General features: G+C 36.8%; 12 protein-coding genes. 10 read left to right on the top strand and 2 right to left on the bottom strand.

All coding sequences use genetic code 11. From position 1 onward, the window contains the following. The first annotated feature begins 149 nt into the window (after positions 1-149). The 4 genes from P8O16_RS13705 to P8O16_RS13720 all read left to right on the top strand — a co-directional run bounded on the left by P8O16_RS13705 (position 150) and on the right by P8O16_RS13720 (position 3,433). Positions 150-572, top strand: a complete 423-nt coding sequence (locus P8O16_RS13705) for a DUF2141 domain-containing protein (RefSeq protein ID WP_300316007.1) — start codon at positions 150-152, stop codon at positions 570-572. A gap of 78 nt (positions 573-650) precedes the next feature. Continuing rightward, positions 651-1,412 (top strand): hypothetical protein, encoded by a 762-nt coding sequence (locus tag P8O16_RS13710; protein WP_300316008.1) that lies wholly within the window; start codon positions 651-653, stop codon positions 1,410-1,412. A 67-nt stretch (positions 1,413-1,479) separates the two neighbouring features. Beyond that, positions 1,480-2,337, top strand: a complete 858-nt coding sequence (locus tag P8O16_RS13715) for a toll/interleukin-1 receptor domain-containing protein (protein ID WP_300316009.1) — start codon at positions 1,480-1,482, stop codon at positions 2,335-2,337. A 37-nt stretch (positions 2,338-2,374) separates the two neighbouring features. Then, positions 2,375-3,433: a toll/interleukin-1 receptor domain-containing protein gene (locus P8O16_RS13720; RefSeq protein WP_300316010.1), complete on the top strand. Its 1,059-nt coding sequence runs from the start codon at positions 2,375-2,377 to the stop codon at positions 3,431-3,433. Here the strand turns inward: P8O16_RS13720 and P8O16_RS13725 are convergent. Both P8O16_RS13725 and P8O16_RS13730 read right to left on the bottom strand, forming a co-directional pair. Next, positions 3,430-4,203, bottom strand: a complete 774-nt coding sequence (locus P8O16_RS13725) for a LexA family transcriptional regulator (protein WP_300316011.1) — start codon at positions 4,201-4,203, stop codon at positions 3,430-3,432. The genes P8O16_RS13720 and P8O16_RS13725 overlap by 4 nt on opposite strands. Further along, on the bottom strand, positions 4,200-4,457 hold the full coding sequence (locus P8O16_RS13730) for a hypothetical protein (RefSeq protein ID WP_300316012.1): 258 nt from the start codon (positions 4,455-4,457) through the stop codon (positions 4,200-4,202). Before P8O16_RS13730 ends, P8O16_RS13725 begins: the two co-directional genes overlap by 4 nt. A 345-nt stretch (positions 4,458-4,802) precedes the next feature. On the opposite strand from P8O16_RS13730, the gene P8O16_RS13735 reads away from it, so the two are divergent. From P8O16_RS13735 to P8O16_RS13760, 6 genes are all read left to right on the top strand, one after another. Then, on the top strand, positions 4,803-7,562 hold the full coding sequence (locus P8O16_RS13735) for an outer membrane beta-barrel protein (RefSeq protein ID WP_300316013.1): 2,760 nt from the start codon (positions 4,803-4,805) through the stop codon (positions 7,560-7,562). A 255-nt stretch (positions 7,563-7,817) separates the two neighbouring features. After that, positions 7,818-9,128, top strand: a complete 1,311-nt coding sequence (gene xerA / locus P8O16_RS13740; RefSeq protein ID WP_300316014.1) for a site-specific tyrosine recombinase/integron integrase — start codon at positions 7,818-7,820, stop codon at positions 9,126-9,128. 160 nt (positions 9,129-9,288) lie between these two features. Further along, on the top strand, positions 9,289-9,768 hold the full coding sequence (locus P8O16_RS13745) for a DUF4440 domain-containing protein (RefSeq protein WP_300316015.1): 480 nt from the start codon (positions 9,289-9,291) through the stop codon (positions 9,766-9,768). A 239-nt stretch (positions 9,769-10,007) separates the two neighbouring features. After that, complete coding sequence (locus P8O16_RS13750; RefSeq protein ID WP_300316016.1) at positions 10,008-10,352, top strand: hypothetical protein; 345 nt, start codon at positions 10,008-10,010, stop codon at positions 10,350-10,352. An 8-nt stretch (positions 10,353-10,360) separates the two neighbouring features. Next, on the top strand, positions 10,361-12,364 hold the full coding sequence (locus P8O16_RS13755; RefSeq protein ID WP_300316017.1) for an ATP-binding protein: 2,004 nt from the start codon (positions 10,361-10,363) through the stop codon (positions 12,362-12,364). A gap of 235 nt (positions 12,365-12,599) precedes the next feature. Beyond that, positions 12,600-12,920 (top strand): 5-fold beta-flower protein, encoded by a 321-nt coding sequence (locus P8O16_RS13760; RefSeq protein WP_300316018.1) that lies wholly within the window; start codon positions 12,600-12,602, stop codon positions 12,918-12,920. The last annotated feature ends 155 nt before the right edge of the window (positions 12,921-13,075 follow it).

The following is a 13,075-nucleotide window of genomic DNA, read 5'->3' on the forward strand; positions in this document are numbered from 1 at the left end:
CCCGATATTTATCGGGAAGGCATTGCGAGATTGCATATGGCTATTAAAAGAAATTATAATCATATGAAATGCCCATGAGAAAAGTTTTCAAACATGGGAATAATTAACCTGGGCATTCCATATGACCTAAAAAATCGAATTATAATCATATGAAATTTATTTTAATCACATTGCTTGCTGCAGTCCTTTCTCTAAAAGATTCTCCTCAGACCCTGGTTAATCTAAATGTTTTGAATATCAAAGCCAACAAAGGAATTATCCAGGTTTTGATTTTTAAAAGTCAGGATGGCTTCCCTGAGGATATCGATAAAGCAGTAAAATCTTTGAGCATTCCCGTGAAGAACTTTTCAGCCTCTGTAGTTATCGAAGATCTTTCTCCCGGGAAATACGCAGTTTCACTATTTCATGACGAGGATGGAGACGGGAAACTCAAAAAAAACTCAGTAGGGCTACCTATCGAAAGATATGGTTTCTCAAATAACCCAACACTTTTCTTTGGCCCACCAAGTTTTTCCAAGTGTGCTTTTTCAGTAGGCTCGAGCCCAGTTTTGATAGAAATATCATTGAAATGAAGAAAGGCTTAAAAACTGCCTCTTCGCTTTGAAAATTAAATTGCCTCAAAAAACTTACTTTTGCGGAAAGAATCTGGCATGACTAAGAACAATACTCCCATCAACGGCATAGTAATCGAATACGACTCAGGAATCATCCCTCCTCCCCATAGCCACGTTTTCCGAATCGCTGTAGACTTGAATTCCAAGCCTCTAAAAATCGAATTAGACTTGCATTATACTGATCGGGAAGAACTTAGTGATGAAGAAATCTTTGATGAGGGTTTCACCTTGGATGATGATTTTTCATTTAAAGGGGAAATTGATGGAGTTTGGACTGATGTGGTTTCGAAATTTAATTCCTCCGCAAAGTGGTCCGGCAAATCGCTTTCGGAAGCAGGCATCACCATATCCCCTATAGAATCTGGAAAAACAGGGAAAGCCAAGGTTCCTGCAGATCAGGAAGGTTGGCTGATTCTCGCCCAAAACCTTATTCAGGCAATCTATGAAACGAATAAAAAGGAGTTGCCATTGACTGTAAAATATCGATGGGTAGAAAATGACTCCGTCAAGGATTGCTCTCTTACCGTACATTTCAGCAACCGGGAGGTGATTTTTACCACAGGAAATGAATCCCGAAATCTAAACTGGGACTATGCGATTCAGCTAGTCAAAACTATTTATACTCCGGATTATCATTATGATCTGGCAAAAGAGGAACCTGGGAAAAAGCGTGGCAGCTACATCAACTGTGGAGATGGATTTTGGCATGAGCTTGGAAAAGGAGTAGAAAACATTGACTCATCATACGATGCCGTTGGCAAGATCAAGGAAGGATTTGAAATACTTTTGAAAGAATAAAATTCCTCTAATTGCAAATTTTAACCTGATTTTTTTAACTTTAATTAGTTAAAAATCAGGTTTTTTTATGCAGAAAAATAAAATTTTTATTAGTTATCGACAAAGTGATACGCAAAGCGAAGCAAGTCGCCTGAAGGAAAATCTTGAGGATGTCTTCGGAAAGGAAAATGTCTTTTTTGATATCGAGACGCTAGAGCCCGGATTAAATTTTGCGAAGGCAATTGAAAAAACAATCCGTCAGAGTGCGGTCGTTTTGGTTTTGATTGGAGAGACTTGGACTGAAGTAAAAGATGAAGAAGGCAATCTCAGACTCTTCAAAGAAAATGATTGGGTAAGAAAAGAGGTAGCAATGGCGCTTTCCATGGAAGATACTCGAGTAATTCCGGTTTTGGTCAAAGACGCCAAAAAACTCACTGCGGACCAACTACCCGACAATATAAAAGCCCTAGCAGATTATCAGTGGGCCGAATTGACTATTCCGAGATGGCGAAGTGATGTGGAAAAACTAATCACCGTTTTAAGAAAAATAACTCAGCAATTAGACACATCGACTTCGAAGAATAAATTTGAAATACACGATTTATTTAAACCGCCTAAGGAAATAGGCGATCTGTTTAAACCTGCCAAAGAATCAAAAGATTTAAGCTCTTTACAAGGGGTCTGGAAAGCTTACCGATACTATATAATTGCTTTTATCATTTTCGTAATCGGTATCGATAGCTGTTCCGAGGAACAATATTATTATAATGACTTTGGATATAATGAGGTATTTGACCCAATCTTACAATCATCATATTCAAAGTATGATGTAAATTATTTGTACATCCCTAAGTCAGAGTCAACACAACTACGAAATAAAGAATACAAATTAAAAAAATCACAAGCTTTTAGATTGGTATCAGAAGCTAAAAATCAGTCATTATAACTGATCAATTTTTACCAGATTTTTACTTGCAAATTGAATGGAAAAAAATAAAATTTTTATTAGTTATCGACAAAGTGATACGCAAAGCGAAGCAAGTCGACTTAAAGAAAATCTAGAAGATATATTTGGAGCCGAAAATGTGTTCTTCGACATCGAGACACTTGAGCCTGGGTTGAATTTTGCGAAGGCGATTGAAAAGACAATCCGTCAAAGTGCGGTCGTTCTGGTTTTGATTGGAGAGACTTGGACTGAGGTAAAAGATGATGAAGGAAATCTCCGTCTTTTCAAAGAGGACGATTGGGTGAGAAAAGAGGTGGCATTAGCCCTCGAAATGGAAGACACCCGTGTCATCCCTGTCTTGGTAAAGGATGCGAAGAAACTTTCAGCTGGTCAACTCCCCGATAATATCAAGTCACTTGCCGATTATCAATGGGCTGAGCTTACTATTCCCAGATGGAGAAGTGATGTGGAAAAGCTGATTTCTTCCTTGGAAAAGATCATCCCTCCAGTTAAAAAAGAACCCGAAAAGAAAAAAGTCATTCTACCTCCTCCTAAACCAAAAAGTTGGTGGGCGAAAAACTACCTATGGGTACTTGGGATTTTTGTGGTGATTATTATCATTGCTTCTTTGCCTGATAACAACAATCAGGAGAACCTGCCCATAGAATCAAACATAACAGCTGCTGGAGAAGATGAAGATTTCAGCCAAGAGGAAATCCAAGGGCTAAGAGAAAATAATCCTACAGGAACAGAAATCTACAATAGTCTGGAATTAGAGGAAGAAGTTCCTCCGATCAGCGCGGAGTTTAACTACTCAGGCAAATGGTGGGTTTGGGAAAACGGTATTCGATCTGGGTATTTTTTGATTAGTCAAAACGGCAATTACTTCAATTTCGATTACTATTACTTTGACGAAAAAGTAGGTGAAGGAACTGGAGAATATAATGGTACTTACTTGTACAGCACTGCTTTCAATATTTTTGGTGATACTAACCAATACGGATTTACCTTCGGATCATATGACCAAGGAGTGAGTTGGGAAGGGCAGACTTTCGTAAATGGGATAGCAACAAATGCAAGCCTGATTCATGATTAACCCTTAATCCTTCTCAAATCCGCTTTAATATCTTGGATCATTTCGCCCAGGTCTTCGAGACTTAGGGCTTTTTTCTTATCACCCGGATTAGGGAAATCGCTGCTTATAAAAGCCTTTGCTTCCCAAACTTCCAGCACATCCTCTCCTTTTACCTCATAAGGCTTGTAATGCTCATTATCCGAAACCAAAAATAGCTTGCCATTATCAGCCAAATAGTTGAACACTCGCTTGTACACCACTCCCTCAGTTTGTGTGACAAGGATATAGGTTCTCCCACTTTTGATTTGGTTTAACTGCTCCACATAGGAACCAATCACAATTGTACCCGGAATCAACGGCAACATCGAATCTCCTGCCAATTCAAAAGCTCTGTATGTGCTTTGTCGGGACAAACTGGGAAGATTAAACTGGGGCAGTTGCTCCATGTACTCCGGATCTGCATACCCGTTTAGATATCCTGCAGAGGCCTTTTGGCCCACTAGCGTAATGTTTTCCTTATCCTCTTCATTCGTAGCGATTGTAAGAATATTTATCCCCCGCTTTTGAATGGCTTTCCTTCCCTTATTTTCTATATCGTGGTACATCAACTCCTCCAAACCCACCTCCAGGATATCGCAAAGTTTTTGAAGGGTTGCCAGCTTTGGCTCAGACCGACCATCCTCATAAGCCGAAATCATGGTGCGCTGTACATCCAATTGATCTGCAAGATCATTTTGGGTTATAGACTTTTGCTTTCGCAAAAAACGGAGGTTGGAAGCTAGATAGTTCATGCTGAAAAAAGATAAAAATTATGATCCTCCTGAACTTGAGGAATAGACAAGTAAGGATTCATGCTAAATGTACTGGATTTCCGGCGTTCCATTCGCTGTTTGATCTCATCGATGATCTCACCAACTGGTTTGGGTTCGCTGACAAGAAGATAGCCGTACTGGGGTTTCTCTTCATTCTCGATAAAAAATTTCACCTGACAGTTTCCGGATGCCAATGTTTTGGTGGTAATACTGATTTTCTCTTGATTTTCCATAGCCTTTTCTTTTACGTCAGCTAAGATATAAATGTTGTTTTAATAAACATTAGTATGATCTAAAAATTAACATACCGACTGACAGAGCTTGTCAGAAAATTATAAAAAAAGCATTACATACAGAATTTCAGGGTTTTGCAATAAAACTTCATCCTTGCTGAGTTTTGGGATTCATTTTGAAACAATTTCACCTAAACTGATTCATCAATCATGTTTCCTTTTCAATGCTCGAAATAACCGCTTAGCCAATTCCTTTAATAAATAGGAACAATTCCTTGTTCCTTTGTCTTACTAAAAGGAATAATCCCAAAAACCAACTAGTGCTCATACGCCCAAATAACTACAATGAAATATTACCTTTTACTTTTTATATTCTTAGGTTCTTTTCTAAATGCCTGGACTCAAAGCTTTTCCATCAAGGGAAAAGTGATGGATGCGAGTTCTAAGGAAAGCATCCCAAATGCCACAATCTTATTGTTGAATTTTTCAGACTCCCTACAAGTAGATGGCATGATCTCAGATTTGGATGGAAATTTCATCCTTGAAAACATCAAAGAAGGTGAATACTTGATGAAAGTCCAGTATCTGGGCTATGAAAACCTATTCCGAAATATCCAGCTTCAGCAAGATCTTGATCTTGGAAATGTGATGATTCGTGAGACCGCTACTGATCTCAATGAAGTCACAATCTCAGCCCGAAGATCAACCGGTACACAGAAAAGTGACACGACGATGTATAATGCCGATGCTTTCAAAACTATGAAAGATGCCAGCGCGCAGATTTTGGTGGAGAAACTTCCCGGTGTCCTGATGGTAGATGGAGCGCTACAGGCCCAAGGTGAAAACATTACCCAAATACTAGTAGACGGAAAGCCGTTTTTTGGAGGCGATGTGAAAACAGCCTTGCAAAATCTTCCGGCAGAGGTAATTCTAAGCATTGAAATATTTGATCAGAAAAGTGACCAGGCGCTCTTGAGTGGATTTGATGATGGTCAGCGCCAAAAGACAATCAACATCATCACCAAGCCAAATCGCCGCAAAGGCCAATTTGGAAGAATTACTGCTGGCTACGGCTCGGATGAGCGCTACCTGGCAGGAGCAAGTATCAATGCCTTCAATGAAGACCAGCGGATCACATTTACAGGTCTGACTAACAATATCAACTTGCTGGACTTCTCTGCCGATCCAAATGCACAGGACAATTCCAATCCTCAAAATGGGGTCATTGATACCAATATCCTAGGATTGAATTTTTCAGATGAATGGGGTGAAAAAGTAAAGGTCTCAGGGAGCTACTTATTCAGAAACCGAAAAAATGTAGGCATTGAGTCGCTCTACCGGGAATTTGTGACGAGCACCCAGGAAGGTCAAACCTATACCGAAGATAGTCGGGAGACAAGAACCAATCAGGATCACCGATTTGATATGCGATTGGAATATCAAATCGATGCGAAAAACAGAATCATTTTCCGCCCAAGATTCTCAGCAGCCTTTGATAAGGAGAACTCTTCATTTATCGGTGAAAGTGTCAATCTTGACGGTCCTCTAAACCGAACTGAAAATACCCGGGCGGCAAACAATAAGGATTATGATATTTTCAACCGAATTTATTACGGTCATAAGTTTGATAAGGAAGGCCGAAGCTTGACGGTAAGGTTGAGAACCTCAAACAGCTGGAATAGAGATGTTGCCATTCGAAGAGCAGACAATACCTTTTTCCAACCCACTGAGCGATTGGAGGTCATCAATCAACAAATCACGCGTGATCGGGATGGGAATTCTTGGGAGACCGGAATTTCCTACACGGAACCTTTGGGAAAGAACGGACAAATGGAATTAGAGTATCAAATCGGAAATCGTCTTGACAACTCAGACCAGTTGACTTTTGATATCCAAAGCGAGGATCTCACCAACGTAGAATTAGATACCGCCCTGAGTAATTCCTTTGGAAGTAAATACCTGACTCAAGAAATCGAGCTTGGCTATCAGTACAAGTTGGAAAAAATGCAAGTGCAGGTAGAAGGCCAATTTCAACATGCCAGACTGGATAATAGCCAGATCTTCCCTGCACCATTTGAATTACAGCGGACATTCAAAAGCTTCTTGCCTACCGTTCGATTTGATTATCAGTTTTCTGAATTTACCAATCTGGAAATTGACTACGATACAAACGTAGATGCCCCTTCTGTACAACAGCTACAAACGGCAATCGATAACTCAAATCCATTACAGCTTCGTACGGGTAATCCAAACTTGGATCAGTCTTATTCCAACCGAATTCGATTCAGATTCCGAACCAGAAATCCAGATACCGATCGTTCTTGGTTTGTTTTTGCTCAATCAAGAATTGTAGCCAATACCATCGCCAACAGTTCATTTATCGCGGAGGAGCCGACTGAGCTTCCTGGAGGAATTATTTTAGAAAAAGGCTCTCAGCTATTCCGTCCTGTGAATTTGGATGGATTTCAGGATTTCAGATCTTGGGTGAGTTATGGAATGCCACTTGGATTTATCAAATCCAACCTGAATGTCTACGGTGGATTAAGCTACAACAAGCGCCCTGGACAAGTCAATAATGAATTGAGTTTCAACAATTCCAACCGGATCAGCACAGGTCTATCCATTGGCAGCAATATCAGTGATCAAATTGACTTCAATATTTCTACCCGATTTTCTTGGAATAATGTAACGAATACCCTGAATCCAGCTTTGGACAATAAATTCTTCAACCAACGAACCCGTCTTAATCTGAGCTGGATCATTTGGGAAGGATTAATCTATCGTCTGGATTTGAATCATCAAATCAATAGCGGTTTGTCGGCAGGCTTTGACAACGATTTTCTCCTGATGAATATGAGTATCGGAAAGAAAATATTTAAAAATCAGCGTGGTGAAATCTCCCTGAATGTCTATGACCTTCTAGGACAAAATGCTAACGTAAGGAGAAATATTACCGATATCTATATCGAAGATACACAGACCAATGTACTCAGCAGGTACTTTATGCTCAGCTTTTCCTACAACCTTCGTCGATTTAGCAAAGGAATGGATATGGAGGACTACAATGAGCTAGTCAATACCGGAATCGGTGACGAACGAAACTAATCTGATCCATCCGAAACAGTAATTTCTTTCAGCCTTATCTTTCTAGATAAGGCTGAAAGTTTTCTAAGAGGAACTTTTTACTTCAGTTCTTTCTGGCTACTAGCGGTTTGCTATTTTTTTAACTAATTAGCTATTATATTTAGTAGCGTTGCGGATATCTTTCAAATAGCGGGATATGCGAATGTTTAATTTTTTAGAAATATGGGCGAAAACTTGATTTCAATCCAGGTCATTGGTAGAAAAATTCTACTTAAAATGCCGAAAAATGAGGAGGACATCTCTCTAGTTAGAACTATTCCCTATGTAAGATGGAATAAACAAACCTTTCTTTGGGAGATTCCTCATTATCCCGGGAATTTAGAAAGGCTCCTCGCCTATTTCGGGAATCGGGTTCATTCGATAACCAAATCCGAAGATATTCCTGTCTATTTAAAAGGACATTCTTTGCTCCAGAAAGATCATGTTTTGATGATCCGAACCAATTCAGGTAGAATTAAACTGATTTTTGGTTACCTCACAGAGTTTATCAAGCATATCAAGACCATTCCATATCACCATTGGGACAGTAAAAATAAATGGTGGACGATCCCCTATTCGGAGCAGTTTGAGGAAGAAATAAAAAGGAAAATTGAAGAACTGGGCTTAACCTATAGCTACGAGCAAGAAGGAAAAAACGAAGGTGTACCGAAGGCTAGCCCACTTTCTTTTTCTAATTATAAAAAATGTCCAGCCGAGTATGTAAACAAATTAGAGGAAAGGAGGTATAGTCAAAATACGATTAGATCCTACATTCCCTTATTTGAAGAATTCATTAATCACTTCCCTGATTCTGAACTAGATTCCCTTGGGGAAAAAGAGATTATGGATTTTTCGAGATACTTAGTCACCGAGCGGAAAGTATCAAGTTCCCATCAAAATCAAGCAATTAATGCGGTCAAGTTTTATTTCGAAAAAGTAAAAGGTGGTGAGCGAAAATACTATCATGTAGATAGACCTATTCGGGAAAAAACCTTACCAGAGGTTTGTAGTGAGGAAGAAATCGTAGCTATATTTAAATCAGTTGCGAACCTAAAGCATAAAGCAATTCTAATGACGATATATTCTGCAGGATTACGAATAAGTGAACTGACTAACCTCAAGATCAAAGATATCGACTCGAAGCGGATGCAGATCCGAGTAGAGCAAGGCAAAGGAAAGAAGGACCGATATACCTTATTGTCACAAAAAAACTTAGAAGTATTAAGGGCATATGTGAGCCGTGAGTCACCTGTTGAGTATTTATTCGAGGGTCAAGGAAGCAGCGCTGATAAACCTATAAAATATTCAAAAACGAGCATAGAGAATATTCTGAGAGCAGCCGTAGCAAAGACAAAAATCAAGAAAAAGGTAACGCCACATACTCTGAGACACTCCTTCGCTACTCATCTCTTGGAAAACGGCACTGACATCCGATACATACAGAGTTTACTCGGTCACGACAGCCCAAAGACAACTCAGATATACACTCATATTACAACCAAAGGATTTAGTCAAATTAAAAGCCCTTTAGACAAGCTAGATATTTGACTAAAAACTCTCTATCTAATCGAAATATATCCACCAGTACTGGTGGATACCGTTCCAAAAGAGAAAGATATACAACAGAACTAGTGGATATACAATCGTTAGCAGCTATGTTAAAGAATTTTGAAATAAAAATGATTAATAAAACTTTAAATTTATCACGATGAAAAATCTAACAATCCTTCTTTTTTGTATTGCAATTTTTGGTTGCAATCAACCATCTACAAAATCAACTGATACATTACCGCAAAGTGAATCTGTTAATGTTGATTCATTAACCGATGTGTTTTTGGCCGGTTGGAACAAACAAGATTCTACAGCAATTATGAAAACGATTGCTGACAATGCAATTGTAATGAATGATTCGTTAATACATACAGGAAAAAAGGCTATTGCTCAAAATTGGATTAGTGGAGGAGTTAAAGTGCTAAGTAACATCCAAACAACTTCTTTAATAAAAGGAGTTAGTGAATCTATAGCGTATAATGGTGGGTCATACAGTCTTGACCTGACTCCTCCAGGTGGACCTGTTCTTAAAGAAAAAGGAAATTATAGCCTCGTATGGAGTAAACAGCAGAATGGCGATTGGAAGTTAACTCTTGTTCATATTGAAGATATAACACGAATGCCTGATATTAAGTAAAAAGGAAATTCAGTGATAATAAACACAAGCTGCTAACAGCACCTACAAAAAATTGGCGATTAAGTGATGAAATGAAGTTTTGTGCTTCGTATTAAGTTTAGTGCTGGCAGACAGTTTTGTACTCCGAAATCGCCAACTTCTTGTAGCTGCAAACCGTTATAAGCAATGAAAAATAACACTGATAACAGCCAGTTAACTGAACACAATGAAATTATAAAATAGTTTTAAATCTAATAATTATGGAAAAGAAAATAGAATACTCAATCAATTTGAAATTTGAAAGTATTGTAATTCCGCCATTCAAAGACATTTTAATATTAGGTAAAAAATGTCCTCATGGAAAATTAGGCGTTGAACAAGGTTTCCAATTGCTTTCAATTGACCTTTTTACAGTTATTGATGTTGAAGACGAAACTGTTGCCTATATATTTGTAAATAATTATCTATTAAATAAAATCCCCCAAGAAGACATATTAGCAATTTTACGAGAAAATGTATTTCCATATATGTCAAGTTTTGAGACGATTAAGGTTGATTTCGATTTTGAAATTCATGTAAAAAACATTAAAGGGACATTAAAATAAAAAATAATATGCTTGATAGTTTTTTGATAAATACTTCATTCCAAGTTGTTGATGAATTTAGTCATATAAAATCAATTGACAAAAATACTCTGATTAATTCATTTTTTGTAGTAAATGATAAAAGTGGAAATTTTACAGGTATTTTAAGTCCGATAGATTTATTGAAAAAACCTCATTTAATAGCGGGTGATTGTTTATCAAAAAGACCTGAAATTAATAAAAATAGCGAAATTAATGATGTTCTAAACTTATTTAATTCAAATAATTATAACGAATTGCCGGTATTTGAAGAGGGTAATTTTTGTGGAGTTGTCTGCAAAGATAAAATACTTGACTATTTAAAATCTGTTCGAGAAATTAACATTGAATTAGAGAAAAGAACAAAAGAACTACATGAAAGTGAAGAAACACTAAATTTAGTAATTAAAGGTTCAAACGATGCACCTTGGGACTGGAACTTAATTGAAGACGAGTTATATTATTCGCCACAATGGTGGCAACAAATAGGATATGAACATAATGAAATTCTGCCACACTCGTTACTTTGGGAAGAATTAATGCATCCAGATGATAAACCCAATGTTGATAATATCTTTCGTGGAGCTTTAAAGAATGGTAACGAAAGTTATAGTGTAGAATTTCGTCTCAAACATAAACAAGGTCACTATGTTCCGGTTTTATCGCGAGGATTTATAACTTTCGATGAAAATAAAAAACCAATACGAGTTAGTGGAACTAATTTAGATTTATTGGAACGTAAAAAGTCAGAACAAGCGCTAAAAGAAAATAAAGAACGCTTAGAGAGTTTAGTTCGTATTCTGCAAAAAAATTTTCAAACAAAACAAGATTTATTAGATTTTACACTTGAAGAAGCGATTAATTTAACGAATAGTAAAATTGGATATATTTATTTTTATGACGAACAAAATCAAGAATTTACATTATTTTCATGGTCGAAAAATGTAATGAATGAATGCACTGTAAGAGAACCAAAAACTATTTACAAATTATCTGAAACAGGTATTTGGGGAGAAGCAGTAAGACAAAGAAAATCAATATTAATTAACGACTTTGTATCCCCTAATCCATTAAAAAAAGGTTATCCGACAGGTCATGCTCATTTGCATAAATTTTTAACAATTCCAGTGTTTATTGAAAAACAAATTGTAGCAGTTGTCGGAGTTGCAAATAAAGAACAAGATTATACTGAAATAGATATTTTGCATTTAACAATCTTAATGAACAGTGCATGGAAAGTATTGCAAAAGAAAGATACTGATGAACAAATTAAATTCCAAAACGAAGAATTAAAAAAACTCAATGCCGATAAAGACCGATTTATGCAAATTCTTGCACACGATTTAAAAAATCCATTTAATACTATTCTTGGTTTTTTAAATTTGCTGACAAATAATGTTCGCAATTACGAAATTGATAAAATTGAAAGACAAATAAATATTATTAATAATTCTGCACAAAATACATTTAGATTATTAGAAGATATTTTAACATGGGTAAGAGCAAATTCGGGAAAAATACCTTTTGAACCACAAAAAATAAATTTAGGAACTATTTGTAACATAGTTATTCAAAATTTGAAACTAACTGCAAATGCAAAAGATATAACTATCAAACAATTTGCAATAGATGAAATTAGCATTTTTGCTGACAGAAATATGCTGAGTACGATTTTACGAAATCTGATTTCAAATGCAATAAAGTTCACACAAAAAAGCGGGAATATAGATGTTTATGCAGAGAGTAAGGACAGATTTGTAGAAATCACAATATCAGATAGCGGAATAGGAATGTCACCGGAAATAAAGAATAGATTGTTTGATATTTCGCAAAAAATCTCAAAAGAAGGAACAGAAAATGAAAGCGGAACTGGTTTAGGGTTATTGCTTTGCAAAGAATTTGTAGAAAAACACGGCGGAAAAATTTGGGTAGAGAGCGAAGTTGGAAAAGGAAGTGATTTTAAATTTACGTTGCCCTTGATAAATGAAAATTGAACATATAACGAGTTGAAATAATGATAATTAGAGCTTATAACATGCTACTGGACGTCAGGCTTTTGTGGCTGTTTTTTTATGCGCTTCGCGCACAAAAAAAACAGCCACAAAAGCCCGCCGCCAGTAGCTTCACGTTGTAGCACATTAAAATGACATTGACTTAGTAGAATAACTGTAACATTTGAAATAATATAACAACTAATTTAATAAGAAATATTTTACCTAAAAAACGAAAATGGAAAGCTTAAAAGAAAACAGTGCAATTCTAAAGAATTCGAAAGGACAGGAGCTGCTTTACCTTAAAGACAATGACATCGAAAACACAGCAGGTCAGAAAATTGGCTATTTTAAAGATGACACTCTTTTAAACTTGAATAATCAAGAAATCGGTCGTATATCAGACAATGAAATGCTAAATTTTCAAGGTCAAGTTTTAGGAAAAATTGAAAATGATGATTTATTAAACCTCAAAGGACAATCTATAATGACTGTGGAAGGGAAAAGTGCAACTTCAAAAGCTAAAATTGGATTAGCCTTCTTCTTCTTTTTGCAATAATGATTTCATTGAAAAAATTAAATAAAAACGTGCTACAATCGAGTAGCCTGACCTGAGCCAGACGGCTCAGGTTGAGGCTCTCACACCACCGTACGTACGGGTCTCGTATACGGCGGTTCACTGGATTGTAGGTTGCATTTTGAGGTAGTAGGAAA

The organism is Algoriphagus sp., assembly GCF_029254265.1.
Taxonomy (GTDB): Bacteria; Bacteroidota; Bacteroidia; order Cytophagales; family Cyclobacteriaceae; genus Algoriphagus.

Bases quoted from the DNA above. Each gene is read 5' to 3' on its own strand.
- P8O16_RS13730 (WP_300316012.1), bottom strand. From the start codon at position 4,457: ATGGAAAATCAAGAGAAAATCAGTATTACCACCAAAACATTGGCATCC.
- P8O16_RS13705 (WP_300316007.1), top strand. From the start codon at position 150: ATGAAATTTATTTTAATCACATTGCTTGCTGCAGTCCTTTCTCTAAAA.
- P8O16_RS13720 (WP_300316010.1), top strand. From the start codon at position 2,375: ATGGAAAAAAATAAAATTTTTATTAGTTATCGACAAAGTGATACGCAA.
- P8O16_RS13735 (WP_300316013.1), top strand. From the start codon at position 4,803: ATGAAATATTACCTTTTACTTTTTATATTCTTAGGTTCTTTTCTAAAT.
- xerA (WP_300316014.1), top strand. From the start codon at position 7,818: ATGCCGAAAAATGAGGAGGACATCTCTCTAGTTAGAACTATTCCCTAT.
- P8O16_RS13715 (WP_300316009.1), top strand. From the start codon at position 1,480: ATGCAGAAAAATAAAATTTTTATTAGTTATCGACAAAGTGATACGCAA.
- P8O16_RS13710 (WP_300316008.1), top strand. From the start codon at position 651: ATGACTAAGAACAATACTCCCATCAACGGCATAGTAATCGAATACGAC.
- P8O16_RS13725 (WP_300316011.1), bottom strand. From the start codon at position 4,203: ATGAACTATCTAGCTTCCAACCTCCGTTTTTTGCGAAAGCAAAAGTCT.
- P8O16_RS13755 (WP_300316017.1), top strand. From the start codon at position 10,361: ATGCTTGATAGTTTTTTGATAAATACTTCATTCCAAGTTGTTGATGAA.
- P8O16_RS13745 (WP_300316015.1), top strand. From the start codon at position 9,289: ATGAAAAATCTAACAATCCTTCTTTTTTGTATTGCAATTTTTGGTTGC.
- P8O16_RS13750 (WP_300316016.1), top strand. From the start codon at position 10,008: ATGGAAAAGAAAATAGAATACTCAATCAATTTGAAATTTGAAAGTATT.
- P8O16_RS13760 (WP_300316018.1), top strand. From the start codon at position 12,600: ATGGAAAGCTTAAAAGAAAACAGTGCAATTCTAAAGAATTCGAAAGGA.